Origin of the sequence: Methylobacterium sp. J-001 (assembly GCF_022829565.1) — a bacterium.
GTDB lineage: Bacteria > Pseudomonadota > Alphaproteobacteria > Rhizobiales > Beijerinckiaceae > Methylobacterium.
In genome coordinates this window covers 1-24,038 of sequence record NZ_JAKSYN010000164.1, presented here as the reverse complement: position 1 = coordinate 24,038, position 24,038 = coordinate 1, and the positions used below count along the sequence as shown (strand labels likewise).

23 protein-coding genes and 1 pseudogene are annotated in these 24,038 nt (G+C 69.3%); 12 read left to right on the top strand and 12 right to left on the bottom strand.

All coding sequences use genetic code 11. The annotated features are described in order from the left end of the window. The coding region (locus MKK65_RS20870; RefSeq protein WP_243960044.1) for a DNA translocase FtsK at positions 1-2,368 on the bottom strand (2,368 nt) is incomplete at its 3' end. Positions 2,369-2,703: 335 nt separating this feature from the next. Here MKK65_RS20870 and MKK65_RS20865 point away from each other — a divergent pair. The 3 genes from MKK65_RS20865 to MKK65_RS20855 all read left to right on the top strand — a co-directional run bounded on the left by MKK65_RS20865 (position 2,704) and on the right by MKK65_RS20855 (position 5,560). Continuing rightward, positions 2,704-4,776 (top strand): NAD(+) synthase, encoded by a 2,073-nt coding sequence (locus MKK65_RS20865; protein ID WP_243960043.1) that lies wholly within the window; start codon positions 2,704-2,706, stop codon positions 4,774-4,776. A 116-nt stretch (positions 4,777-4,892) separates the two neighbouring features. Next, positions 4,893-5,123: a hypothetical protein gene (locus MKK65_RS20860; protein ID WP_058194140.1), complete on the top strand. Its 231-nt coding sequence runs from the start codon at positions 4,893-4,895 to the stop codon at positions 5,121-5,123. Positions 5,124-5,185: 62 nt separating this feature from the next. Next, positions 5,186-5,560: a PilZ domain-containing protein gene (locus tag MKK65_RS20855; protein WP_243960042.1), complete on the top strand. Its 375-nt coding sequence runs from the start codon at positions 5,186-5,188 to the stop codon at positions 5,558-5,560. A gap of 81 nt (positions 5,561-5,641) precedes the next feature. Here MKK65_RS20855 and MKK65_RS20850 read toward each other — a convergent pair whose 3' ends face one another. Beyond that, positions 5,642-6,079: an HIT domain-containing protein gene (locus MKK65_RS20850; RefSeq protein WP_243960041.1), complete on the bottom strand. Its 438-nt coding sequence runs from the start codon at positions 6,077-6,079 to the stop codon at positions 5,642-5,644. A gap of 114 nt (positions 6,080-6,193) precedes the next feature. Here MKK65_RS20850 and MKK65_RS20845 point away from each other — a divergent pair, with 114 nt between their 5' ends. The 4 genes from MKK65_RS20845 to MKK65_RS20830 all read left to right on the top strand — a co-directional run bounded on the left by MKK65_RS20845 (position 6,194) and on the right by MKK65_RS20830 (position 9,793). After that, the gene (locus MKK65_RS20845; protein ID WP_243960040.1) at positions 6,194-7,153 is read left to right on the top strand and encodes a cation diffusion facilitator family transporter; all 960 of its coding nucleotides are present in this window, start codon (positions 6,194-6,196) and stop codon (positions 7,151-7,153) included. Between the two features lie 628 nt (positions 7,154-7,781). Then, a complete protein-coding gene (locus MKK65_RS20840) occupies positions 7,782-8,567 on the top strand; it encodes a YfdX family protein (protein WP_243960039.1) in 786 nt (261 codons plus the stop codon). Positions 8,568-8,892: 325 nt separating this feature from the next. Beyond that, on the top strand, positions 8,893-9,096 hold the full coding sequence (locus tag MKK65_RS20835) for a hypothetical protein (RefSeq protein WP_058194134.1): 204 nt from the start codon (positions 8,893-8,895) through the stop codon (positions 9,094-9,096). Positions 9,097-9,304: 208 nt separating this feature from the next. Further along, positions 9,305-9,793, top strand: coding sequence for a PRC-barrel domain-containing protein (locus MKK65_RS20830; RefSeq protein ID WP_243960038.1), 489 nt, complete (start codon positions 9,305-9,307; stop codon positions 9,791-9,793). Positions 9,794-10,059: 266 nt separating this feature from the next. Here the strand turns inward: MKK65_RS20830 and MKK65_RS20825 are convergent, their stop codons facing one another. The 6 genes from MKK65_RS20825 to MKK65_RS20800 form a co-directional block, all read right to left on the bottom strand. Beyond that, complete coding sequence (locus tag MKK65_RS20825) at positions 10,060-10,914, bottom strand: SDR family oxidoreductase (protein WP_243960047.1); 855 nt, start codon at positions 10,912-10,914, stop codon at positions 10,060-10,062. A 17-nt stretch (positions 10,915-10,931) separates the two neighbouring features. Then, a complete protein-coding gene (locus tag MKK65_RS20820; RefSeq protein ID WP_007566531.1) occupies positions 10,932-11,111 on the bottom strand; it encodes a DUF1328 domain-containing protein in 180 nt (59 codons plus the stop codon). A gap of 123 nt (positions 11,112-11,234) precedes the next feature. Then, a complete protein-coding gene (locus MKK65_RS20815; protein ID WP_243960046.1) occupies positions 11,235-12,608 on the bottom strand; it encodes a chloride channel protein in 1,374 nt (457 codons plus the stop codon). An 88-nt stretch (positions 12,609-12,696) separates the two neighbouring features. After that, positions 12,697-13,140 carry a type II toxin-antitoxin system HicB family antitoxin gene (locus MKK65_RS20810; protein WP_243960037.1) on the bottom strand — a complete coding sequence of 148 codons (444 nt, stop codon included), beginning with the start codon at positions 13,138-13,140 and terminating at the stop codon, positions 12,697-12,699. Between the two features lie 54 nt (positions 13,141-13,194). Continuing rightward, positions 13,195-13,401, bottom strand: a complete 207-nt coding sequence (locus tag MKK65_RS20805) for a hypothetical protein (protein ID WP_243960036.1) — start codon at positions 13,399-13,401, stop codon at positions 13,195-13,197. Positions 13,402-13,533: 132 nt separating this feature from the next. Continuing rightward, positions 13,534-14,922 carry a deoxyribodipyrimidine photo-lyase gene (locus MKK65_RS20800; RefSeq protein WP_243960045.1) on the bottom strand — a complete coding sequence of 463 codons (1,389 nt, stop codon included), beginning with the start codon at positions 14,920-14,922 and terminating at the stop codon, positions 13,534-13,536. Positions 14,923-15,449: 527 nt separating this feature from the next. Between MKK65_RS20800 and MKK65_RS20795 the strand changes: the two genes are divergently transcribed. Then, positions 15,450-16,568 carry a hypothetical protein gene (locus MKK65_RS20795; protein WP_243960035.1) on the top strand — a complete coding sequence of 373 codons (1,119 nt, stop codon included), beginning with the start codon at positions 15,450-15,452 and terminating at the stop codon, positions 16,566-16,568. Further along, on the top strand, positions 16,565-17,569 hold the full coding sequence (locus MKK65_RS20790) for an NAD(P)H-binding protein (protein ID WP_243960034.1): 1,005 nt from the start codon (positions 16,565-16,567) through the stop codon (positions 17,567-17,569). Before MKK65_RS20795 ends, MKK65_RS20790 begins: the two co-directional genes overlap by 4 nt. Before the next feature lie 459 nt (positions 17,570-18,028). Here MKK65_RS20790 and MKK65_RS20785 read toward each other — a convergent pair whose 3' ends face one another. Together MKK65_RS20785 and MKK65_RS20780 are read right to left on the bottom strand one after the other, a co-directional pair. After that, positions 18,029-19,441 carry a phosphatase PAP2 family protein gene (locus MKK65_RS20785; protein ID WP_243960033.1) on the bottom strand — a complete coding sequence of 471 codons (1,413 nt, stop codon included), beginning with the start codon at positions 19,439-19,441 and terminating at the stop codon, positions 18,029-18,031. Between the two features lie 170 nt (positions 19,442-19,611). Then, positions 19,612-20,739: a TRAP transporter substrate-binding protein gene (locus MKK65_RS20780; RefSeq protein ID WP_243960032.1), complete on the bottom strand. Its 1,128-nt coding sequence runs from the start codon at positions 20,737-20,739 to the stop codon at positions 19,612-19,614. A gap of 142 nt (positions 20,740-20,881) precedes the next feature. Between MKK65_RS20780 and MKK65_RS20775 the strand changes: the two genes are divergently transcribed. The 3 genes from MKK65_RS20775 to MKK65_RS20765 all read left to right on the top strand — a co-directional run bounded on the left by MKK65_RS20775 (position 20,882) and on the right by MKK65_RS20765 (position 22,338). Further along, positions 20,882-21,451 carry a tyrosine phosphatase family protein gene (locus MKK65_RS20775; RefSeq protein ID WP_243960031.1) on the top strand — a complete coding sequence of 190 codons (570 nt, stop codon included), beginning with the start codon at positions 20,882-20,884 and terminating at the stop codon, positions 21,449-21,451. A 201-nt stretch (positions 21,452-21,652) separates the two neighbouring features. After that, entirely contained in the window at positions 21,653-21,862 is a 210-nt protein-coding gene (locus tag MKK65_RS20770) for a type II toxin-antitoxin system HicA family toxin (RefSeq protein ID WP_243960030.1), read from the top strand. A gap of 50 nt (positions 21,863-21,912) precedes the next feature. After that, positions 21,913-22,338: a type II toxin-antitoxin system HicB family antitoxin gene (locus MKK65_RS20765; protein ID WP_243960029.1), complete on the top strand. Its 426-nt coding sequence runs from the start codon at positions 21,913-21,915 to the stop codon at positions 22,336-22,338. Between the two features lie 10 nt (positions 22,339-22,348). On the opposite strand, the gene MKK65_RS20760 is transcribed toward MKK65_RS20765, so the two are convergent. Together MKK65_RS20760 and MKK65_RS20755 are read right to left on the bottom strand one after the other, a co-directional pair. Next, a complete protein-coding gene (locus tag MKK65_RS20760; protein WP_243960028.1) occupies positions 22,349-23,485 on the bottom strand; it encodes a branched-chain amino acid ABC transporter substrate-binding protein in 1,137 nt (378 codons plus the stop codon). Between the two features lie 162 nt (positions 23,486-23,647). After that, positions 23,648-24,038 (bottom strand): annotated as a pseudogene (locus MKK65_RS20755) (sugar transporter); the annotation flags it as partial.

Here is a 24,038-nt window from a genome sequence, read left to right as displayed (position 1 = left end):
AGAGCAGCGACAGGATCATGGTGTTGATCGCCACCGACTTGCCCGAGCCGGTGGTGCCGGCGACCAGCAGGTGGGGCATCCGGGCGAGGTCGGCGATGATCGGCTCGCCGCCGATGTTCTTGCCCAGGCACAAGGCGAGCTTGTGCTTGCTCTCGTAGAAGTCCGGCACCGAGAGCAGCTCCCGGAGATAGACCGTCTCGCGGGTCTCGTTCGGCAATTCGATGCCGATGACGTTGCGGCCGGGGACGACGGCGACGCGGGCCGAGACCGCCGACATCGAGCGGGCGATGTCGTCCGACAGGCCGATGACGCGGCTGGACTTGGTGCCGGGTGCCGGCTCCAGCTCGTAGAGGGTCACGACCGGGCCGGGGCGCACCGCCAGGATGTCGCCGCGCACGCCGAAATCCTGCACCGTCTGCTGGAGGTTGAGGGCGTTCTGCTCCAGCACGTCCGCGTCGACTTCCTCGGTGCCGTTCTCGTCCGGCAGGGCGAGCAGGCCGAGGGAGGGCAGTTCGTAATCGGCGTTCTCGACGCTGGCGATCTCCAGGTGGCGGCCGGCCGGGATCAGGTGCGCCCGGGGGGCGACCATCGGCAGGACGGGGGCGGCGGGCACCTCGACCGGCTGGGCGGCGGGCGTCTCCACCGGCTCCGGCGCGGGAGCCGCCTCGAGGGCGGGCTCCGCGAAAGCCGGCGCGTCCTGCACGGGCTCGGGCTCCGCCGGGGCGGGCTCGGGCTGCGGCGCCAGCTTGCCGCGCAGCAGCACCGTGCGCGGGGTCATCGGGATCACGACCCGGTCGGCCTCCGGGACGGACCGGACCGGATCGGCTCCCATCGGGATCGCCGCATCCGCCAGGGGCTGAAGCGCGGACATCGCCTCGACCATGGGCTCGGGCGCGGCCGGCAGCACCGGCGCGGGCATGCTCGGCTGGCCTGCGGCGCGGATAGCCGCCCGGGCCGCCATGGCGCAGAGCGCGGGGGTGCGGCGGGGCGCCTCGGTGACGGCCGTCGCGGGGGCCGACGACTCGGTCTCGGCGCTGCCGGGGCCGAAGACCAGCGCGAGGGCGGGCTTGGCCGGCAGGAACGCGTCGCGGATCGCGGCGCTCTCCTCGGCCTGTAGCTCGGCCTGCTGGCCGTTATCCTGCCCGTCGGCGGGGCGCGGCGGCTGGTCGAACCGCACGAGCCGGTCGAGGACGTAGACGGGACGCGGCAGCTGCGCGGTCACACCCCCGTGCGTCTGCTCAGCGGCGGGCTCGACCGCCGGCAGGTCGGCGACGGCCTCGGCCGCAGCAATCACCGGAGCGGCGGCGAGCGCCGCCTCGAGGCCGACATGGGCGGGCTGGGACCCCAGGGCGGCCCAGGCCTCCACGGATGACCAGTCGCCGGCATTCCAGTCGCTGCCGTCAAACCAGGGCTGGACCTCGGACCAGTCGGGCAGGTCGGACCAGTCGCGGGCGGGGGCCTCGGCCGGAACCTCGGCCGAAGCCTCGGCACCAGCCGGCTCCGACACCGCGACGGCGGCGATCGCCGCCGTGGAGGCGGACAGCTCGACGCTCGGCCGCACCGGGCGGCGGTCCGGCGTGCGGAAGTAGCGGACGCCGGGGGGCGCCACGAAGGGCTGGCGCCACAACGGCACCACCGCGCCGTCCTCCGCGATCTCGGTCTGCGCGGCCTCGGGCATGGCGGCCGCCGCTTCGAGCCGCGCCTGCTCGGCCCGCTCCCGGGCCTCCTGCTCGCGGGCCTCCTGCTCGCGGGCGGCCCGCTCGGTCTCGACCGCCTGCGCCGCCGCCTGCGCCTCGGCACGGGCGCGCTCCAGGGCGACGCGCTCGGCCTCCAGGGCGCGCTGGCGGCGCTCCTGCAGGACCGAATCCGGGGTGCGGGTCCAGCGCGCAGCCGGGGCGGCGGCCGCCTGCATCGGAGCCGTGGGCATCGAATCCTCGGGGGCGATCGAGGCCGGCCGGCGCGGCTGGCGCACCAGCACGCCCGGCGTCGAGGCGCTGCGGTCGATCCGGCTCTCGAAGCGCGGCTCGTCCATGACGTCGAGGCTCGCGCGGTCGTCGAACACCTGGGCCGGCCAGACATGCTCGGGGGGCGCCGAGGCGCTGGCGCGCGGGCCGCGCTCGACGCCATCGCGTCCGACCATCGCGGCCGGCGCGGTGAGCCAGCTCGGCTCCGTCCGGCGGCCGGGAATGCCGTAGCCCGGGCGGGCGGGCAGCCCGGCCGGGGTGCCGGACAGGCGCCGGGTCAGGCTCGCCCGCAAGGCCATCAGCCGATGCGCCAAGGCGCCGAGCGACAGGCCCGAACGGTCGCCGCCGCGGACGGGGCGGGCAGGGTCACGATGAGAGTACGGAGGCCGTCCCGATGCGCGCATGGGTTCTCGAACGATACTCGAAACAGGGATCCGCCGGTGGCCGGCGGGCTGCCCCGAGTTAGGCCGTTTGTCGTTAACGGAGGCTTTTCAGGGGGCCCCGGGCCGGAAACCACGTTGGGATTTTTGGCCTGTTTGCTGGTGCGCGCGGGGGCCATTCCAAGACCGTCATGGCGAGCAGGGCGAAGCAACCCAGGGCCGCGCGCGCGTCCCACGAGGTGGCGAATCCCCGGGGTTGCTTTGCTGCGCTCGCAATGACGGTTGAGGGATGCGCTTCGCCGGAGCGTGACCGCGCACCATATGATACCGGCAGCCACCCCTCACCCGGACAGGCGCCCGTGACCCAGCCGTCATCCCTCTCCTCTGCCGATCCGGCGCGCTTCCGGTCCCTGTACCGGCACGGCTTCGCCCGGGCGGCGGCCTGCACCGGGCGCAGCCATCCCGGGGATCCCGACCGCAACGCCGATTCGGTGCTCGCCCTCGCCCGGACCTGCCATGAATCGGGGGCGGCGCTCGCGGTCTTCACCGAGCTCGGGCTCTCGGCCTACGCGATCGAGGACCTGCTGCTGCAGCAGACCCTGCTCGACGCGGTCGAGGCCGCCGCCGCCCGGGTGGTCGCCGAATCGGCCGCCTTGCGCCCCCTGCTGCTGGTCGGCGCACCCCTGCGCTGGCGCCACCGGATCTACAATTGCGCCCTGGCGATCCAGGGCGGCCGGCTCCTCGGCGTGATCCCGAAGACGTTCCTGCCGAACTACCGGGAGTTCTACGAGAAGCGCCACTTCGCCTCCGGGGCCGGGATCGTGGGCGAGACCATCCGGGTCGCGGGCCACGAGGCGCCGTTCGGCACGGACCTGCTGTTCCCGGCCGAGGACCTGCCCGGCCTCGTGGTCGGGGTCGAGATCTGCGAGGACCTGTGGGTGCCGGAATCCCCCGGCATGCGGGCGGCGCTCGCGGGCGCCACGGTACTCGCCAACCTCTCGGGCAGCCCGATCACGGTGGGCCGGGCCGAGTCGCGGGCGCTGCTGTCCCGCGCGGCCTCGATGCGGGGCGCCTGCGCCTACGTGTACGCCGCCGCCGGCCAGGGGGAATCCACCACCGACCTGTCCTGGGACGGCCAGACCAGCGTGGACGAGCTGGGGGTGCGGCTGGCCGAGGGCCAGCGCTTCCCAACCGGCCCGGTGGCGACGCTCGCCGACATCGACCTCGACCTGATCGCGCAGGACCGTCTCCAGGCCGGCAGCTTCGACGACAACGTGCCGGGCAGCCCCCTCCCCTACCGGCGGATCGGTTTCCGGCTCGATCCGCCGGCCGGCGATCTCGGCTTGATCCGGCGGATCGAGCGCTTCCCGTTCGTGCCCGCCGACCCGTCCCGGCTCGCCCAGGATTGCTACGAGGCCTACAACATCCAGGTCGCCGGGCTCGCCCAGCGGCTGGAGGCCACCGGCACCCGCAAGGCGGTGATCGGCGTTTCCGGCGGCCTCGACTCGACCCACGCGCTGATCGTGATCGCCAAGGCGTTCGACCGCCTGGGCTACCCGCGCTCGGACATCCTGGCCTACACGCTGCCGGGCTTCGCCACCTCGAACGCCACCAAGACCAACGCCCACGCGCTGATGCGGGCGCTCGGCTGCACGGCCGCCGAGATCGACATCCGCCCGGCGGCCCGGCAGATGCTCGCCGATATGGGCCACCCCTTCGCGCGGGGCGAGGCGGTCTACGACGTGACCTTCGAGAACGTGCAGGCGGGCCTGCGCACCGATTACCTGTTCCGCCTGGCCAACCAGGCGGGCGGGCTGGTGATCGGCACCGGCGACCTCTCGGAGCTGGCGCTCGGCTGGTGCACCTACGGCGTCGGCGACCAGATGAGCCATTACGCGGTCAATACCGGCGTGCCCAAGACGCTGATCCAGCACCTGATCCGCTGGGTGATCGGCCACCGCGAGGTCGGGGCGGACGCGAACCACATCCTCCAGGCGATCCTGGACACCGAGATCTCGCCCGAGCTGGTGCCGGTGGACCAGGACAAGAGCCCGCAGAGCACGGAGGCCGTGATCGGCCCCTACGCGCTCCAGGACTTCAACCTGTTCTATACGCTGCGCTACGGGTTCCGGCCCTCGAAGATCGCGTTCCTGGCGCTGCACGCCTGGGGCGACATCGCGCGCGGCCACTGGGCGCCGGACTTCCCCGAGGCCAAGCGGGTCGCCTACGACCTGCCCGAGATCCGGCGCTGGCTCGGGGTGTTCCTCAACCGGTTCTTCGGCTTCAGCCAGTTCAAGCGCTCGGCCCTGCCCAACGGTCCGAAAGTCTCGGCCGGGGGCTCGCTGTCGCCCCGGGGCGACTGGCGGGCGCCGTCGGACGGATCGGCGCGGATCTGGATCGCGGAGCTGACCCGAAACGTACCCGAAACTTGACCGTCACAAACTCGACCGATTGTGCCATTATCAGCACGGTCAAGCCGAATCCAACCGATGCAAAATCTGGTATTGGAGGTGTTCGGCAGTCGGGGCGGCCAAGCGGAGGGACTCCGATGCGAAGCTACAACCTGTTCCAGCTCAAGAGCGTGGAAGGCCTTTGCTGCGCGGTGCCCGAGGCCAGCACCGTCCCGCCGTTCATCGGCGCCGGCCGCTGGACCTTCGGGGGTAAGCTCGACGGCGCCAGCCGGCAGCCCCTGGATTTCGACGACCGGGCCGCCGACACCGCCGTGCGCTTCAACGGCTTCTACCTGTTCCAGACGATGGACCGACGCTTTATCGGGTGAATAGCCGCCAGTACGGTATCGCGGCCAGAAATCCTTAAGAGCTGGCTGGCAGACTGGTCCGCATGACGGATCATCGCAGAGAGACGCGGCAGAGGGTGTTCCTCAAGGGCCGCATCGTGTTCAACAACGGCTCGTCGAGCTTCGACTGCCTGGTCCGCGACCTGTCGGGCTCCGGCGCCCGGCTGGTCCTGAGCGATGCGACGACCCTGCCGCAGGTGTTCGACCTTTATATCCCGCAGAAGGACCGGACCTACCGGGCCAGCCTGTGCTGGCGCCGGGAGGACGGGATCGGCGTCGTGTTCGAGGAACCGGTCCGTGCGGCTCCGGCCGCGATCGATACCGAGACCGCGCTGCGGCACCGGATCGCCGAACTGGAGGTCGAGAACGCCGCCCTGCGCCGGTTGCTGGCCGGCATGGCCCAATCCAGCGCGGCCTGAGCGCAAGCCAGGCTGAAGTTCCCGAAGGACAAGCCCTTCGGCGGCGTCTTTGCGCAGGGCTCCGATGGAGCGCGCCGCGCCTTATCGCTGGGCTTCGAGCGCCGCGCGGATCCGCGCGGCGTGGTCGGCCAGGACCGCGTTGTCGGCCATCCCGCCCTCGTGGCGCTTCAGTGGCACGCCCTCGCGCCGGGGGATGATGTGGACGTGCAGGTGGAACACGGTCTGCCCGCCTGCCGGCTCGTTGAACTGAAAGACCGTCAGCCCCTCGGCCTGGAACGCCGTCTTCACGGCTCGGGCGACCGTCTGGACGCGCGCGATCAGGGCCGCCAGGGCGGCGGGATCCGCATCGAGCAAGCCGCGGGACGGCGCTTTCGGAATCACCAGGGTATGCCCCTCGCCCTGGGGCATCACATCCATGAAGGCCAGGGTGTCCGCGTCCTCGTAGACGCGGTGGCACGGGATCTCGCCCCGCAGGATCTTGGCGAAGATGTTGTCGGGGTCGTACTGCGCGTCGGCCATGCGTCCTCCGGGTTTTCCTGACACGTCGCAGCTTGCACGGGGCACGCCCGTGCGTCCACACGGGAACCGAGGCCGCACGGCAACGCTTGGGTCGCGGCGAGCAGGGAGGCCGGGATGGCGCACGAGAGCACGGGGGCGATCTACGCGGCGGCGGGGGCCAACCTCGCCATCGCGGCGGCGAAGTTCGTCGGTGGGGCACTGACCGGTTCGACCGCCATGCTCGCCGAGGGCGTGCACTCGGTGGTCGACACGGCCAACCAAGTGCTGCTGCTGGTCGGCATGAAGCGGGGGAAGAAGCCCGCCGATACCCGCCATCCGTTCGGCTACGGGCGCGAGATCTACTTCTACGCTTTCGTGGTCGCGCTGATGATCTTCCTGGGCGGCGGCCTGTTCGCGGTCTACGAAGGCATCGAGCGGATCCGCCACCCCTCGCCGGACGCGGACGCCCATGTCTTCGGGTACACGCTGCCGGGGATCTGGGTGAACGTCGCGATCCTGGGCTTCGCCATCGCGGCCGAGGGCTTCTCCTGGGTCGTGGCGATGCGCCAGTTCTGGGCCGAGAAGGGCCAGAGCTCGGCGATGCGGGCGATCCGGCGCAGCAAGGATCCGACCCTGTTCACGATCCTGGCCGAGGACACCGCCGCCCTGATCGGCCTGCTGATCGCCTTCACGGGCGTGGTCCTGGCGCATTGGCTGGAGATGCCGAGCCTCGACGGCTGGGCCTCGGTGGGGATCGGCCTCGTGCTCGTCGGCATGGCGGTGTTCCTGATGATCGAGACCCACGGCCTGCTGATCGGCGAGGCGGCCGACCCCGCCGTGGTGGCGGCGATCTCCGAGCTCGTGCGCGCCGAGCCCGGCGTGCTGCACCTCAACGAGGTCCTGACCCAGCATCTCGGGCCCAGCGACATCCTGGTGAATGTCAGCATCGACATGGCTGACGATCTCAGCGCCGGCGAGGTCGAGAGCCTCGTGACCCGCCTCGACCGGGCGCTGAAGCAGCGCAATCCGGACGTCACCCGGGTCTTCATCGAGATCCAGCCCCAGGCCGACCACGCGGTGCGGGCGGCGGCGTGATGCGAGGCTGCGCGCTCGGCAGCACCGTCTGCGCGCACGCACCGAAGCAACGGAGCCCCTGAAGCCGGCGGCTCGGCTCCGTCCACCCGCTTGGGCGATGCCAGACGACGAAACCGGAGGTCGGATCACGTCGCCACGGCGGCAGCTGTGCGCCCGATCGGGCCGCCGTTCAGAGCGTTGGAACGCGGTTCTGCAGCCGGCCTCGACGGGCTGCGATCGACCATTCGCTTGCGGGCGGCTTTCGGAATGGGCCGTGATGCGACGGGAATGGGCTCATCACGATTGGGATCCGAACACCCGCGCCCGTGATTTCGCCCCCTCCCCGCAGGCTGTCCTCAGCAGGGTAGCGGGGCTCGCTCGATCCCGATCGCTCCTCCACCGGCTCGCCCCTGCCCGATCGCGGCCTCTGGGGCGTTCGGCGTCGATCGCGCGATGCCCTCCGCCCGTCCCCCCGACCTTCGCTGAGCGTCCGCGATCTTCACTAGGTCGTTACCTATAGCCTTTCATTGCCGAACCTTAATTGTTCGGACATGAGGCTAAAACAACCGTCGGCGCTTAATACAGCAGGGCTGGATGAGGCACTAACGACCAGAAGCTTGCATCCAGTGCCGAGGCGGAGGTTCCCAAAATGGCTACTCGCAAATCCGTGACTGCAGCGCTCGTGATCACCACTTTCCTCGGTGGATCCGCCTACGCTGCCGAACAGGCGACCCAGCAGGCCGTTACGCAGCCCAGTGCCGCGCAGAAGGCGGTCGATCAGGATGTCGGCAAACTCTCGAAGGACGGCGCGCAGGCGTTCCGGGACCTCCAGATGACGCGGCTCGCCATTTTCGAAGCCAACCCGTCCCAAGCCAAGGACATGATCGCCAAGGCTCAGGCGGCGTTCCAGAAAGCGAAGACCGATGATGCGGTCTTCAACAAGGCGGAAGCCGATCTCAAGGCGCCGGCCGACATGGCGGGCGGCAAGCCGGCACCGTCCGGAACGGCCCATACCAATAAGGCGCCCTCCAACGAGCAGGTCGCTTGGGTGCCCGTCGACGCCCAGCTGACTCTCGGTGACGATTTCGTAGCCACGCCGGAAAAGGCCTCGGCGGTCACCGAGGCGAACAAGAACCTCTCTCAGGGCGATCAGAAGGGTGCGCTCGACAAGCTGAAGCTCGCCCATGTCGACGTCAACTTCACCATGGCGGTCCTGCCGCTCGACAAGACCGTGGCCGACGTCAATCAAGCGGCCACGCTGATCGAGCAGGGCAAGTACTATGAGGCGAATGCCGTCCTGAAATCGGCACAGGACAGGGTGCGCTTCGATGTGATCGACGCCGTCGCCCTTCCGCAGAAGGCCACTGCAGCGACGGCCGGCAAGGCATCGCCGCATGACACCGGCGCGAAGACGGGCGCAAACGCCGGCAAATAAGCGAGCCTGGCGCGATCCCCGTTCGGCTCAGTCGGCGCATCCCGCGATGCGCCGGCCGCCCCTGGCCGCGGCACCGTACGAGCCACCGACAAAGCGGGGGCGCCGGAAGGAAATCCGGCGTCTGTCAACACATCGCGAAACCGTATGCCCGGGCCGCAGCCTGCGGCGGGTCGCGCCGGGCCTGGCGTTCCGTCGGCGATCGGCGTCCGGTGCAGTCTCAGTCGCCTGTTGGATGCACGGGAATCCCAAATTCGTGATCCATCACGCAGGAACAGGGCCTTCCGGGAAGAATTCTGGCACTGCCAATTCAATGGAGGAGATGTAAATGCTGAAGAAGACGGCGAGCGCCTCTCTTTGTCTCGCGTGCCTTTGGGCGATCACCCCGGCCATGGCCGCTCCGCAGGACATGCCGCAGGGCAAGCGCAATGAAATGTCCATGAAGGACACCAAGCACGACGTGACCTCGCAGCAGAAAGAAAACAAAGAGGCCAACAAGAACGTCGACAAGCTCATCAACAATCGCAAATAAATCGCACACTGGCGCCACGATACGTCGTGGCGCCTCAGGCGTTGGATCCCGTTGACGCTTTCGGAGTCCCACGCTTGGGCCCGGGCCAAGGGATCACCCGACAAACAGCCGGCGTGACGACGTGCGGACGCGATGGCGTCGGTTTCGCCCGTCTAAGAAATTACTCCTCGTCGTATGACATCCAGATGGACCCGTGGAGATGTGGGGCATGCGCGTCCTGAAGATAGGCTTGTCTGTTCTTGCGGTCGCGGCGGCGTCTCCGACGCTCGCACAACCCGCAGGGCTCGGTGGCGCCAGCACGATCGTCCCCGGCAGCGGACCCGGGACGACGATTGCGGGTCGCACGGCCGGTCAACTCATGGAAACCGCAAACGCTAAGGATGCAGCCAAGCGTCAGGGCCTGAAGCCGACCACGTTCCTCGCCTCGAAGTTGATCGGAATCGAGGTTCGCAATCCCGCCGGTGGAAGCGTCGGGAAGATCGACGATCTGTTGATCGCGAACGGCGGCACCCTGGAGGCCGTCGTGATCGATGTCAGCCGGTTTCTCGGCCTCGACGACAAGCGGATCGCGGTCGAGCCCGGCGCCATTGTTCTGCGGCCAGGGGGCGATCGATTCTCGGCGGTGCTCGACATGGGTACGGATGCGATTGCGGCCGCCGAGCCGTTCAACGCAGCCAAAGCACGCGCCGCGCGCTGAAGCGCTCGCCGTCGACGGCGAGACGGCCTCGCTCCCCCGCGAAGAGGGCGGCCCTGTCGTGCAATCCCGACCGTATGCTGTGATCCCTCACGGGCGCTCGTTCGACGGACGCGCATTCTCGCAGACGGATCGCCTAGCCTCCTCGCCGAGCGCGTCGCCACCATCCAGGCATCGGCCAGCGGAAGCCGGCAGGGAAACGGCAGGCGCCGCTGAGCGAGGTGAAGCGCGACGCCCTTTGGGATGCGTGACGTGCCCCCGAGAAGCGCTCAGCCGCCCCGCCCGATCTGCGCGAGACTCAGCGCCCAGACCCGCTCCTGCACGGATTCGTCGCGGCTCTCGGCCGAGGAGGCCTTGGGCCGGGAATGCGAGAAATAGCGGCCGGTGACGCCGTCGAGCTCGGGGGCGGTCGCCACGTGGAGCGAGGTTTCGGCGCCCTTGTCCGGCTGGGTCAGGAACGGGCGTATCAACGACCAGGCGGCGCCGAACAGGCCACCGGTGTTCTTGGCGAAGCCGGTATTGATCACCCCCGGATGCAGGGCGTTGACCGTGATGCCGTCGGCCTGAACCCGCCGGGCGAGCGCGTAGGTGAACAGCACGTTGCCGAGCTTGGCCTGGGAATAGGCCCGCATCGCGCCGTAGCGCCGGGCGCCTTCGATGTCGGCGAAGTCGACATGGCCCCGATAATGCGCCGCCGAGGCGACATTGACGATCCGCGGCTTGCCGCCGGCCGCGGCCGAAGCCTTCAGGGGGCCGAGGAGGTCGAGCGTCAGCAGCACGTAGCCGAGATGGTCGAGCGCCCAGGTGCGTTCGATGCCGTCGACCGTGAGCTCTCGCCGGTCGAAGATCGCCCCGGCATTGTTCACCAGGCCGTCGAGGCGCGGGTAAGCGTCGCGCAGCGATGCGGCGAGCTGGCGGATCTCCGCTTGCGCCGACAGGTCGGCGACGTGCGGATCCACGATGGCGCCCGGGACGGAGGCGCGGATCCGCTCGGCGCAGGCTTGCGTCTTGCCGGAATCGCGCCCGACGATGGCGACCCGCGCGCCCTTGCGCGCGAGCCCCAGGGCCGTCTCGTAGCCGATGCCGTTGGTCGCCCCGGTGACGAGGCAGACCTTGCCCTGCATCGCGTCCGCCATGCGGCTCAGAAGACCGCCTGACCGACCGCGAAGGCGATGACCACGATCACGATGGCGACCAGCAGGAACAGGCCGAACAGGATGCGTGCCAGCGAGCCGGCGCCCGAGGCGATGCCGGTGAAGCCGAGGCCGCCCGCGATCAGAGAGATCACGAAGCAGATGAGGGCCCATTTCAGCAAGGTCATCGCGTCACTCCGGAAGCGCCCGAGGCACGGGCGAACTACAATCGTTCCCTCAACCGGCCGCAAGCGAGACCGTTCCGCGTCGACGTGATGCCAACAGCCTTTTATTCTCAGGCCGTCCGATTCTCAGGCTGTCTTGGCCACCGGCTGCGCCGGAACGTCGGCCCGCTCCAGCATCATCTCGGCCAGCGTGTGGTAGAGCCCGCCGCGGCAGACCGCCTTCGAGGCCGCGTCGGCGATGAGCGCCGCGATCATCAGCGGGATCATCATCGTGTGGTTCTGGGTCATCTCGGTGACGATGACGAAGCTGGTGATCGGCGCCTGGAGCACGCCGGTGAGGTAGGCGACCATCCCGATCAGCACGAGAGCGCCCACCGGCATGGCCGGCAGGAGGCTGTGCATCGTCCCACCGATCCCGGCCCCGACCGCCAGTGACGGCGCGAACAGGCCGCCCGGGATGCCGCTGACCGAGCTGAGCACCGTGGCGGCGAATTTCAGCGGGGCGTAGGTCCAGCCGGCCGTCGCTTCGCCATGCAGGATCGCCCGGGCCTCCTCGTAACCGGTGCCGTAGGCGGTTCCGTTGGAGGCCAGCCCGCACAGGGCCACGTACAGGCCGCAGACCGCCGCGAACACCACCGGCCGGGCTCCGATCAGGCGGCCGGCGGTTCCCGGCAGGCCCCGGGCGAACAGGATCACCAGCCGGCTGAACACCCCGCCCGCGAAGCCGCCCCCTGCCGCCAGCAGCGGCACGATCCAGCTCGCCGCCAGCGGCAGCTCCGCCTGGCTGGTGCCGAAATAGGTGTAGTTGCCCATGAGCCAGAGGGAGGTGAGGCCGGCGGCCACGATCCCGGCGACGATCAGGCCCGACGAGCGCGCCTCGTAGGCCCGGCCCAATTCCTCGATGCCGAACACGATGCCGGCGAGCGGGGTGTTGAACGCCGCCGCGACCCCGGCCGCGCCGCCCGCGAGCAGCAGCCCCGGCAGGCGGTCCGGTGTCAGGCGGCCGAAGGCGGCCATGATCGCGGCGCCGACCTGCACGGTCGGCCCCTCGCGGCCCGCCGAGGCGCCGCAGAGCAACCCGAGGAACAGGACCAGCACCTTGCCGCACGCCACCCGGGGCGAGATGAGCGAGAACCGGAAGCGCGCATCCCGGGCGTGCCGGGCGGCGATCACCTGCGGGATGCCCGAGCCTTGCGAGTTCGGGAACACCGTCCGGGCGAGCAGGGCGGCGAGTGCGAAGCCGGCGGGCGTGAGCACCAGCGCGATCAGCGGCGAGGGCGCGGTGAGCCGCCGGAACCCGTCCTGCGCGAGGTCGGCGCCCTTGGCCATCAGCACCGCGGCCAACCCGACGCAGATGCCGCCCGCGAGGAACAGCAGCCGCCCCCGCCACAGCGGATAAGCCTCCAGCGAGGCCGAGCGCAGGCGCGTCATCGAGCGGCGGTAGCGGGAGCGTTTCGGGCCCGCCGCGGCAGGCTCCCTCGGTGTCGGTGCGTCCCGCATCTCGGTCATGAAAAGGCACTTCGTCCGCAAATCCGGAGCCGGCGGTATAGCGTGGCTTGCGGCGAATGGGGCGCCCCTCCCCGCACCGTTACGCCGGCACGGCGCCGACTGTCAGCCGATGCCCGAACACATCCGCGGCGGCGGCCAGCCGGTCGAGGCCGGTCGGGTGATCGGGATCGAGGACGCGCCGCGCCTCCCGCTCGTCGACATCGAGCAATTTCGCCAGGGCAACCTTGGACAGGCCCGAGTTGCGCCACAGGACATAGATGGTCGCCTTGGCAGCGAGCGCCGGAGCGAGGGCGATCCGGCGCAGCCCTTCGGCCGCCGCGATGGCCGCCGGGGGGGGCTCCAAATCCATGCCGAAATGGATGCGTCCGCGCACCGCCGCATTCAGGGCCTGCGCCATCTCGGTGAGCGCCTCGGCCTCGTCGGCACCGAACGCGACGGCGTCTGGCATCGCCGCGGCATAGCCCCCCACCGAGCCGTCCTCCTCGCGCCGGAGCGCGACCGCGTAAGTCCAGTGAAAATCCATGGTCGGACCTCCGTCGAGGCGAGGGGCCGAAACGAGACGGGACGACACGCGTGCCTAGAAGGCATCGGGGTCGATCTCCAACTGCCTCAGGATCCGCTTGATCCAGAGGGGCTTGAGTTCGCCGCTCTGCACGGTGGTGGTCCTGTCGCCGACCTTGACCGTGTAATGCGATCCCTTGCCCCTCTCCTTCAGCAGGTCGAAGGCGAGGCTATTTTTCCTGGCGAAGCGCCGCAGATCCCGGATGAGATCCTCCCGCTTCATGCCCCATCTCCGTTTCGATGGGGCAGCATCGGACATTACTGTCCGAACATCAAGACGACGCGGACATGCGGGTGCGAAAGCTGCGGCCTTGTTCGCTGATTGATCTTTGCGTGGAGCGGCCGGCACTGGCCTTCACCCCTCCGCCTCACACAGCCGCTCCACCGCCTTCACATACGCCTTCGCGTCGAACTTCTTCAGCGAGTTCTCGCTCTGGTAGCGGACCGTGCCGAAGATCGGGCGGCGCTGCCAGGGGCGGTCGTGGAGGCCGTACACCCAGGCGACGTTGGTGAAGGAGTTGGGGTCGCGCCCGTCCAGGAAGTAGCGGTTGTTGAGCCGGAGCGTCCGGGCAAAACCCTCCTCGGGCGAGGGCGACCATTCCAGGATCTTCTTGCCCCAGTACATGCGCAGCTGGTTGTGCATGTAGCCGGTCTCGCGCATCTCGCGCATCGCGGCGTTCCAATACGGCTCGTGGGTCTCGCCGGCCGCGAGCTGCTCCTCCGAATACGCATGCGGACGCGCATCGTCGGCCTGCTCGGCCAGGGTCTTGCGGGCCCAGTCTGGGACCGCCTTGTCGTAATCGTCGTAGCCCTCCGTGTAGAAGACGTGGTTCATGGCGAGCTCGCGCCGGACGATCAGCTCCTCCAGGTAGGCGCCGCGGTCGTCATCGTCGCCGGCCTTGGCCTCCCGCACCGCCAAGGCGATCTCCACGGGGGAGATCTGGCCGAAATGCAGGAACGGGCTCATGTGCGAGGCAGCGGCCGCCTCCGGCATGTTGCGCCCCGCACCGTAGCCCGCGAACCCGTCCTTCAGGAATGCCTTCAGGCGCTTGCGGGCCTCGGTCTCGCCCCCGGTGAAGCGCTTCACCGGCCCGACCACCCGGTCGAGGGTCATGCCGGCCAGAACCGCCTCCGGATCGGAGACGTCGATCTCGCCCTTGGGCGTCGCGGCCTTCGCGGCATGCTTGAGCTTGCGCGGGCGCAGGTCGGCGATGAACGGGTCCCAGAGCCGGTTCAGCTTCGGCCGGAGCGTCCGGGCGGCGTATTCATGCTTGTTCGACGCGGTCTCGACGGGCACCACCACGTCGCCCTCGACCTGGACGATGCGCGTCTTCACCGCCTTGGTGATCTCCCGGTACCAGCCCTTCTGGATGGCGAGGTAGCCCCGGTCCAGGATCAACAACGCGGCCTCCTCGGCGAGGTCGATGGCGATCTTCGCCGGCGAGCACTTGCGCATCACGAAGCCGACGCCGCGCTTCTCCAGCCCCGCCTTCGCATCCGCGAGACCCTGGAGCAGGAAGGCGTAGTGCCGGGCATTGGCCTCCGGGAATCCGCTCGCGCCGTCGAGCAGGCCGAAGCAGGCGACCACCGGCAGATCGAGGCGGTTCGCCTCCTCGATGGCGAGTTCGAGCGCCGGATTGAATGTCGCCCGGTTGGCCTGCTGCAGGAGATACAGGACATACCGTCCGTCCTTCCGCGGCTCGACATCGTTGAGAACCCGGATCCGCTCACCCTGGATCGCCATATCCGCACGCATTCCTTTCACGAGATCCGACAAAGACTTGGCCGGAAAGCTAGAGCGGGTATCGAATTCGTCCGGCCGGAGGCCCGTTATGAAATGCCGCAGTGAAATCGTCAGCCGGCAATGGAACCGCGACGACGAAATCCCGGCTCCTCAAGGGTTTACGGTCGGTTTTTCGGGTCCATCGCGCGTGAGATCTGTCCTATGGGGCATCGGCAGCGCTGCGACATTTTCGACACAGCGCCCCGGTGATCCTTTTGGCGGCGCGAAAAAGGGCGCCGTTCCCTTCCCGACGGGCTTGTAATTTTTCCCAGCGCGCGCAGATTGTGCAGCGCGGGATGGCGATGGCGTCGCCGTCCCGCTGCCCTTCTTGGGCGTTTCCTCCCTAGACTTCGGGCCGCTCCTTCGGGAGTGGCCTTTTTTCTGTCCGCTCCGATCTGTCACCGCGTCGGCGCCGTAGCGCTGGCACCGGGCCGCGCGGGACGCCATGCTGGCGCCGAGCGCCGGGACAGGCGCCGGGAGGACACGCCATGAGGATTCTTTCCACCGCGCTGCCGGCGCTCGCTTGCCTGCTCGCCCTCGCAGGCCCTGCCGCAGCCGCGGAGGCTCCGCGCTTCGAGGTCGACCCATCCTGGCCGAAGCCCCTGCCGAACGACTGGATCCTCGGCCAGGCCTCCGGCGTCGCCGTGGATGCGCAGGACCATGTCTGGGTGGTCCAGCGGCCGCGCACGCTCACCGACGACGAGAAGGCCGCGAGCCTCGATCCGCCGCGTAGCAAGTGCTGCAAGCCCGCGCCGCCGGTGCTGGAATTCGCCCAGGACGGCACCCTGCTGCGCAGCTGGGGTGGCCCGGGCGAGGGCTACGACTGGCCGACCAACGAGCACGGCATCCAGATCGACGAGAAGGGTTTCGTCTGGATCGCCGGCAACGGCGACCAGGACGGCCAGCTCCTGAAATTCACCCCCGACGGCAAGTTCGTCCTGCAGATCGGCAAGTCCGGCCCGCAGACCGACAGCCGCGACACCAGCCGCCTGGGCAAGCCCGCCAATGTCGATTTCGACGGGGCGGCGAACGAGGTCTACGTGGCGGACGGCTACTACAACCACCGCATCATCGTGTTCGACCGGGACACCGGGGCTTTCAAGCGGATGTGGGGCGCCTACGGCAAGCCGCCCACCGACGACAAGCTCGGCCCCTACGACCCGGCCGCCGCCCCGCGCCAGCAATTCGCCAACCCGGTCCATTGCGTGCGCATCGCCCATGACGGGCTGGTCTATGTCTGTGACCGCACCAACAACCGGATCCAGGTGTTCCGGAAGGACGGCAGCTTCGTGAAGGAGTTCGTCGTGGAGAAGAACACCCGGGCCAACGGCTCGGTCTGGGAGCTGGCCCTGTGGCCGGACGCCGACGAGACCTACCTGCTCAACGCCGACGGCGCCAACAACGAGGTCCGCACCCTCGAGCGCGCCACCGGCGCGACGGTCGGCGCCTTCGGCCGCAACGGTCGCATGGCGGGCCAGTTTCACTGGGTCCACAACCTTGCAGTCGATTCGAAGGGCAACGTGTTCACCACGGAGGTCGACACCGGCAAGCGGGCGCAGAAGTTCTTGGCGGTGGGGAGTTTCGTGCTGCGCAAGCGGGTGCCGTGAGGGCGGATCGGCCGGAGGATGCACCCGCGAGGCGCATCCTCGTTCTGGGTGGTACCGGCACGATCGGCCGCGCGACGGTGCGGGCGCTGGCGGCGCGCGGTCACGCGGTCGTCTGCCTCGTCAGGCGTCGCGACCCGTCGGGGCCGGCGGATCCCCCCGCCCTGCCCGCTGGCGCCACCGCGCGGGTCGCGGACGTGACCTATCCGGCCTCGCTCGCCCGCGACGGCCTCCGCGGCGAGCCGTTCGACGTCCTGATCTCATGTCTCGCCTCGCGCACCGGCTTGCCCGACGACGCCTGGGCGATCGATTATCAGGCGCATGTGAACGCGCTGGAGGCCGCCAGGGCGGCCGGCGTCACACAGGTGATCTTGCTGTCGGCGATCTGCGTCCAGAAGCCGGTGCTCGCCTTCCAGCACGCCAAGCTGGCGTTCGAGCGGGTGCTGATCGAGTCGGGCCTCGCCTACACGATCGTGCGGCCCACGGCCTTCTTCAAATCGCTCTCGGGGCAGATCGATCGGGTGCGGCGCGGCAAGCCGTTCCTGGTCTTCGGCGACGGGCTGCTGACCGCCTGCAAGCCGATCAGCGACGACGATCTGGGCCACTATCTCGCCGAGTGCATCGACGCCGCGGACCGGCGCAATCGCATCCTCCCGATCGGGGGGCCGGGCGAGGCGATCACCCCGAAGGCGCAGGGCGAGCACCTGTTCGCCCTGCTGGGGCGCGCGCCGCGCTTCCGGCACGTGCCGGTGGCGCTGCTGGACGGGATCATCGCCGTTCTGTCCATCCTCGGGCGGCTAGTCCCGGCCCTGGCGGCCAAGGCCGAGCTCGCGCGCATCGGGCGCTATTACGCCACGGAGTCGATGCTCGTCCTGGATCCGACCACGGGCCGCTACGATGCCCGCGCCACGCCCTCGACGGGCTCTGACACGCTGTTCGCTTATTACGCGCGCGTGGTCCGAGGCGAGGCCGTCGCCGAGCGCGGCGACCACGCCGTGTTCTGACAGCACGGGTATCGGACGTCTCAGGGCTTGCTCGACCCGTCCCTCCGACCCTCGACCTCGTCCTAAGGTGCCCGCTCCAGCCGGCCTCGAAGGAGCGCGCCAGGCCCCCTCTCCCGGGCGGGCTAGCGGGTTCACCCTTCAAAAAGCTCTATCGCAGGTCTCTGAAACACAACGCGTTTCCCCTCCCCCTTGCGGGGAGGGGTCAGGGGTGGGGGTGGTGCAGGATAAGGCGCAGTGGTGCCTTCTGAGCGACCCCCACCTCCAACGCCTCCCCGCAAGGGGGAGGAGAGCGCGTCGCGCCTTTCATCCGCCGATGTTTGAACATCGTAGCCCACGGGAGAGGGGACCTGCGCCTCGCTCTGGCCTGCAAGCCCGTCCGACGATCGAACGACCCATAGTCCGCCAGATCGAGGGAAAAGATTCGGATCTCCATCAGGCGGGATCGTCTCTCATTCCCCGTCAGCGCGTCGCGCTCGCCCCCGCCCGGCTCGCCGCCAGCGCCGCCGCCTTGCCGGCCGCCGCGTAGAGGTTGATCCGGGAATAGACCCCGAATTCGGAGCCGTCGTCGAGGAAGCCGCCGCCCTGGCCCTGCGTCTCGGTCAGGATGGCATTGGCCTCGTCGAGCGTGAGCGACGGGAAGGCCGCGGTCAGCAGATGGCCGGCCTCCGGGGCGATTGTGCCGACATCCTCCCGGGTGTTGGCGGTTGCGTCATGGACCACCGGCAACCCGTAGGTCTGGGTCGCCTCGTAGAAGGCGGCGTTGGCGGCTTCGTCCTTGAACCGGCCGGTGTCCCGCGCCGCACAGGCCGCCACCGTGCCGCCGCAGCCGGCCGTGAGAGCCTCGGCCATCGCCGCGCGGGCCTCCGTCAGGAGGGCTTGGTAATCGGTCACACCGACGTGCTTGTCCGCGTCCGTCGCGTTCGTGTCGATCACGGCGGGGTTCTTCCGGATCTGGCCGACATAGGCCGGATCGTTGGCGAGCAGATGCGCCACCGCGTGGAGCGAGGTCGTGCGCCCGCCGATCACGTCCATGGCGTAATGCGCCCCGACGATGATCCGGTCGTTGCCGTATTCGGCGGCCCGCGCGATCATCTGCTGGTAGCGCTCCGGCACCAGCAGGGCGAGGATCAGCGACTCGGTGTAGCCGTAGGTGGTGTGGCCGCTGGGATAGGACGGGCTGTCGACGAGATCCTGCTTCGGGCCGCGCAGCCAGTCGAGGGAATGGGACGCCGCGCCGAAATAATCCTCGCCCCGGTAGGCCCGGAGCGCCGGCAGGGTCTGGAACGGCCGGGAATTGCCGAACCGGTCGGCCCCCGGGCTGCCCGCCGGCCGGCCGTAGGCCTTGCCGAACACGTCGGTGACGGCGCCGTCCGTCAGCAGGGCCGCGGCTTCGGCCGAGACCGGGTGCTTGCCGTTGGTGGTGCCGTTGGCGAAGAAGAACTTGCCGGCATTCGAATCCGACTTGGTGACGTTGTTGGTGTAGCCGATCAGGTCCGCCACCGTCGGCGCCACGCTGGTGAAGGCCTTGTAGTCGCTGTAGCGCGCCCGGGACTGATAGGCGGTGGCGAGCGTCGTGCCGAGGCCGTCGGCGAGCCCGGTGGCGTTGCCGTCGGTGATGAAGCAATCCCGCAGGGCGAGTTGTTGCTGCTCGGGAAACGACAGCAGAACCGGCTGCTTGAGCGTGCCGGCCTGGATGTCGCCGGTCACCCGCAGGTTGGCGTCGAGCGCCGCCTTGCCCGCCGGGCTCCCCTGCAGCCGGGCCACCGGCGCCAGGCCGCGCAGGGCGGTGAGGTTGGCGGGCGATTGCGCCAGCGCCTGGAGCGGCAGCACCGTCCCGAGCAGCGCCAGGCCGAGTCTCATGGTCCCGATCATGCCGTCTCCCTCCCTGGTCGATGCGCGCCCGGCTGGCACCGCCGAAGGCCGGGTTCCCAAAGGGCTCAGCCCTTTGGCGGGGTATCGGGGCAGAGCCCCGATGGACCAGGGCTCTGCCCTGGACCCGCAAAAGGGCTTGGACCTTTTGAAACCAGGAATTGTCGAGTCCGCTATCCCCGCGCCCGGGCCCGAATCATGAAGTTGTCGTAAGTGTACTCCGCCACCTGGAACCAGAGATACTCCTCGTTCCGGAAGGTCCGCATCGCCTCGTAGACCCGGCGGAAATCCGCGTTCTTGGCGGCGATCTCGGCATAGACGTCATTGGCGTTCTTGAGCGCGCCCTCCATCACGTCCTGCGGGAACGGCCGCAGCTGGGCACCGCCGGCGACCAGACGGCGCAGCGCCTGCGGATTGCGCGCATCGTACTTGGCCTGGACCTCGGCGCCGACCTCGGCGGCCGCTGCGCGCAGGATCGCCTGGTAGGTTTTGGGCAGCGCCTTCCACGTCTCGGCATTGAACCAGAAGTGCAGCATGGCGCCGCCCTCCCAGAAGCCGGGATAATGGTAGACCGGCGCCACCTTCTGAAGCCCGAGCCGTTCGTCGTCGTAGGGGCCGATCCACTCGGCGGCGTCGAGCTTCTTCGATTCCAGCGCCTGGTAGATCTCGGGGCCGGGGGTGGATTGCGGCTGGACGCCGAACTTGGCGAGCACCTGGCCGCCCATGCCGCCGATGCGGAACTTCAGGCCCTGGAGATCGGCGAGGCTCTTGATCTCGCGCCGGAACCAGCCACCCATCTGCGCGCCGGTATTGCCCCCCGGCAGGCAGACCAAACCGGATTTGGCGAAGACTTCGGCGAACAGCTCGGCGGCGCCCCCCGCCTGCCACCAGGCGGCGGCGCCGCGTGCGTTGAGGCCGAACGGGATCGCGGTGGCGAGCGCGAAGGTCGGGTCCTTGGCCTGGCCGAGGGTCGCCGGGCCATGACCCATCTCCACGGTGCCGGCCGACACGGCGTCGAGCAGAGTTTCGGCCGGGACCGGCTCACCGGGGCCGAGCACTTGGATCTGGAAGCGGCCGTCGGTGGCCTCGGCGACGATCCGGCTCAACGCCTCGGGGGCGCCGAACAGGATGTCGAGATTCTTGGCGTAGGCCGAGGACAGGCGCCAGCGCAGCTCGGGGGCGCCCTGCGCCAGGGCGGGCGCGGCCAGCGGCCCGGCGATCGCCGCGCCGAGGCCGGCTGTGAGGATCGTGCGGCGGCGCGGTCCACCGGCAGGAGATTGCGCGCTCTGAGGCTCGTCCAACGGCATCTCGTCTCAGCGTGTCCACATCCGGCCGGCGGGGGATCGGCGCGCAGGTAGCACGTCCGCTTGCGTTCTCGAAACGCGCGCGCCGCGACGCCGTCGCACCTCGAAACTGCGCGACGCCCATGATACGCGCCCGGCCATGCGATCCGAGCCTGAAGTCACCCTGCACACCGTCTGCGGCCTGGAGGAGCTGGCCGGCCACGGCACGCGCGGGGTCAGCCACGTCCTGTCCCTGCTCGACCCCGGCACCCCCGAGCCGGAGGCGTTCGGCACCTTCGGCGCCCATGCCCGCACGACCCTGCATTTCCACGACTGCCTCGGCCCCGGCGAGGGCCTCGTGCCGCCCGAGCCCGAGCATGTCACGGCGATCCTCGGCTTCGGTCGCAACCTCGATGGCGTCGGCCATCTACTGGTCCATTGCCATTACGGCCTGTCGCGCTCCACGGCGGCGCTGCTGATGCTGTTCGCCCAGGCGGAGCCGGAAAGTCCGGCCGAGGCCCTGGTGGCCCGCCTCCACGCCCTGCGCGAGCCGGCCTGGCCCAACGCCCGGATGATCGGCTTCGCGGATGCGATGCTCGGTCGCGAGGGCCGGCTCAGCGAGGCGGTCCGCCAGCTCCACGGAGTCCAGTTGCGGGTCCGGCCGCACCTCGCCGAGCTGCTGCGCGGGCTGGGACGCGGTGCCGAAGTCGATGCGGCTCAGCGGGGGTAGGCGGCTCGGCACGTCGGGTTCATCGAAGGCTGATGCTGGGCGCCATCATTACGCTCAGCCAAAGCGGCTCGAAGTGGTTGCGCACACATACACACCCGTATTGCACCACACCCTGCAGTGTGTAAATTTGCGCATGTCGGAACGACAACCACACCCTCTGCAGCACCAAGCGCGCCTGGAGGGGCAGAAGGTGTTCCCGGCATGTCGAAGACGGCGCATGACCGCAAAACACGCGGGGTGATCGCAGCGCTTCAGAAGGACGGTTGGTTCGTCGCTCGGAAGGGACCTGGCGATCACGTCCAGTTCAAACATCCGAGCAAGCCCGGAAAGGTCACAGTCGATACGGGCGAACCGGAAATACCGACGGGAACCCTGCGCAGTATCTATCGGCAGGCTGGATGGATTTGGTGACAGATCACGCCGCAACCTATCGGAGCTTGCGGCATAATCTCTCGATATCGATGGCAACCGAGATGGCGGACATGGCTTACGTTGTCATGCTGGTGCACCAAGAGGAAGGCCGGTTCGGCGCTTCTTTCCCAGACTTCCCCGGAGCGACCACGGTCGCGGGCGATCTCGATACGCTCTATCGCAAGGCCGCCGAGATGTTGTCCTTCCACGTTGCCGGGATGGCGGAGGACGGTGAAGAGATTCCGCACCTGCGCTCGCTAGAGGCGTTGCGCGGCGACCCAGGCTTTTGCGAGCACAGCGCCGACGCGATGGTCGCGCTCGTGCAGGTCGAGCTGCCCGGCCGGGCCGTGCGCGTCAACATATCGATGGAGGAAGGCCTCCTCCGACGGATCGACCGGGCCGCCGAGGCAACCGGCGAGAGCCGATCTTCCTTTCTGGCGCAGGCTGCGAAGGCGCGGCTGTCGGCCCCGGCCTGAAACCGAGAAGTCACTTCCCCGCAGGGGTAAAGCTCCCGTCCTTCCAGACGTAGAGGACGTAGCCCTGGGCGGTGACGTCGCCCTTGGAATCGAAACCGACCGTGCCGAGCACGAGGTCGAACCGCTCCGTATGGAGCGCCTGGGCGATCGGCTTCGGGTCGGCCGAATGCGCGAAATTACCTGCCGCGACCAACGCCTGCATCGCCGCGTAGCCGTAGATCGTCGAACCGGTGGGATCGACACCCTCGGCCTTGAACGCCTTCACGACGCTCGCGGCGGCAGGCTGCCGGCTCGGATCGAGGTAGAAGGTCATCAGCACGCCGTTGCTCGCCGGCCCGGCGATCTTGGCGAAGTCCGGCGTGGCGATGGCCGAGGTGCCGAACCATTGCGGGCGATAGCCGCGATCGCCGGCGATCTTCACGAGGCGGCCCATCTCGGTGGCGTCGCCACCGTAATACACCACCTCGATCCCCGCGTTCTTGAGCCGGTCCACCAGGGCGGCATCGTCCGCGTCGCTCGGTACGAACGACAGGGACAGGGTTTCGTTGATACCGATCCGGTTGAGGTTGTCCTTGGTGGCCGCCGCCAACGTCCGTGAGGCCGGAGTCGGGTCCTGGATCAGCGCGATCTTGCGGTCGCGGAACCGCTCCGCGAGCACCGCGGCCGACAGGCGGGCCTGATCGTCGTCCCGCCCGCAGACCCGGAAGACGTTCGGCAGCCCCCGGTCGGTCAGCCGGGCCGAGACCGAGGCCGCACTGATCATCACGACGCCGTTCTGGGCGTAGATGTCGGAGGCCGCGATCGAGGCGTTCGAGCAGACATGGCCGACGACGAGGTGCACGTCGGAGCGCACGAAGTGGTTGGCCACCGCGGTGGCGGTGTTCGAGTCGCAGGCGTCGTCCTGGACGTCGAGGGTCACGGGCTGGCCGTCGAGCCCGCCCATGGCGTTGGCGTCCCGGGCCGCGGCCTCGACGCCGCGCAGCACCTGCTCGCCCACGGCGACGTAGGGACCTGAGCGCGGGACCGCCACGCCGACCACGACATCGGCCGAAGCCGGCCCGGCCGACAGGAGCGCGAGACACAGGCTCAAGGGGATCAGCGTGGGCCGGAACAGCCCGCGGGCGGAGACGACGCGTCCGATCTTCATCGGGCTTTTCTAAGCATCCTTACGCGAGGCAGCCACCGACGCGGGCGGCATGCGGCTCCGTACGCGCGCTCCCGCTCCGCACCAAACCGTCGGTAAAGCCCATACGCGAGGACGTTGCGGAACGCGATTGTTTTCCACGGCCGCCGGGAAGTCGTCCCGTCCTTACTTCGCGTAATAGTAAGCGGTCGCGACCGAGGAGACCGGCCCGGTCACGGAGGTGAAGACCGACAGGACCTTCGACACTTCGGTGAACGGCGCGTTCGAGACGTAGATCAGGTCGCGGTTGCGCATGCGGAAGGCCTGGGTGGTGAACAGGCTGTTGGGGTCGCGCATATTGATCCGGTAGACCACCGGGACCAGCGGCGTGCCGGTGAGCTTCGTGGCCGGGTTCAGGCGGCGCACCACGCTGGCGGGCTCGAACCGGAAGATGAACGTTCCGGCCGGATCGGCGGCGAAGTCCGAGAGGCCGCGCGCCTTGGCGAGCGCCTGGGCGAGCGTGATGCCGTCGGCCTGGAACGGCAATTCGGTCGCCTGGCCGAGCGCGCCCACCGCC

What these genes read in the sequence shown, in the direction of transcription:
- MKK65_RS20850 (WP_243960041.1), bottom strand. Translation starts at nt 6,079, where the DNA reads ATGGCCGACGCGCAGTACGACCCCGACAACATCTTCGCCAAGATCCTG.
- MKK65_RS20845 (WP_243960040.1), top strand. Translation starts at nt 6,194, where the DNA reads ATGGCGCACGAGAGCACGGGGGCGATCTACGCGGCGGCGGGGGCCAAC.
- MKK65_RS20795 (WP_243960035.1), top strand. Translation starts at nt 15,450, where the DNA reads ATGAGGATTCTTTCCACCGCGCTGCCGGCGCTCGCTTGCCTGCTCGCC.
- MKK65_RS20765 (WP_243960029.1), top strand. Translation starts at nt 21,913, where the DNA reads ATGGCAACCGAGATGGCGGACATGGCTTACGTTGTCATGCTGGTGCAC.
- MKK65_RS20825 (WP_243960047.1), bottom strand. Translation starts at nt 10,914, where the DNA reads ATGCAGGGCAAGGTCTGCCTCGTCACCGGGGCGACCAACGGCATCGGC.
- MKK65_RS20770 (WP_243960030.1), top strand. Translation starts at nt 21,653, where the DNA reads ATGTCGAAGACGGCGCATGACCGCAAAACACGCGGGGTGATCGCAGCG.
- MKK65_RS20760 (WP_243960028.1), bottom strand. Translation starts at nt 23,485, where the DNA reads ATGAAGATCGGACGCGTCGTCTCCGCCCGCGGGCTGTTCCGGCCCACG.
- MKK65_RS20785 (WP_243960033.1), bottom strand. Translation starts at nt 19,441, where the DNA reads ATGATCGGGACCATGAGACTCGGCCTGGCGCTGCTCGGGACGGTGCTG.
- MKK65_RS20830 (WP_243960038.1), top strand. Translation starts at nt 9,305, where the DNA reads ATGCGCGTCCTGAAGATAGGCTTGTCTGTTCTTGCGGTCGCGGCGGCG.
- MKK65_RS20840 (WP_243960039.1), top strand. Translation starts at nt 7,782, where the DNA reads ATGGCTACTCGCAAATCCGTGACTGCAGCGCTCGTGATCACCACTTTC.
- MKK65_RS20815 (WP_243960046.1), bottom strand. Translation starts at nt 12,608, where the DNA reads ATGCGGGACGCACCGACACCGAGGGAGCCTGCCGCGGCGGGCCCGAAA.
- MKK65_RS20775 (WP_243960031.1), top strand. Translation starts at nt 20,882, where the DNA reads ATGCGATCCGAGCCTGAAGTCACCCTGCACACCGTCTGCGGCCTGGAG.
- MKK65_RS20860 (WP_058194140.1), top strand. Translation starts at nt 4,893, where the DNA reads ATGCGAAGCTACAACCTGTTCCAGCTCAAGAGCGTGGAAGGCCTTTGC.
- MKK65_RS20810 (WP_243960037.1), bottom strand. Translation starts at nt 13,140, where the DNA reads ATGGATTTTCACTGGACTTACGCGGTCGCGCTCCGGCGCGAGGAGGAC.
- MKK65_RS20820 (WP_007566531.1), bottom strand. Translation starts at nt 11,111, where the DNA reads ATGACCTTGCTGAAATGGGCCCTCATCTGCTTCGTGATCTCTCTGATC.
- MKK65_RS20835 (WP_058194134.1), top strand. Translation starts at nt 8,893, where the DNA reads ATGCTGAAGAAGACGGCGAGCGCCTCTCTTTGTCTCGCGTGCCTTTGG.
- MKK65_RS20800 (WP_243960045.1), bottom strand. Translation starts at nt 14,922, where the DNA reads ATGGCGATCCAGGGTGAGCGGATCCGGGTTCTCAACGATGTCGAGCCG.
- MKK65_RS20805 (WP_243960036.1), bottom strand. Translation starts at nt 13,401, where the DNA reads ATGAAGCGGGAGGATCTCATCCGGGATCTGCGGCGCTTCGCCAGGAAA.
- MKK65_RS20855 (WP_243960042.1), top strand. Translation starts at nt 5,186, where the DNA reads ATGACGGATCATCGCAGAGAGACGCGGCAGAGGGTGTTCCTCAAGGGC.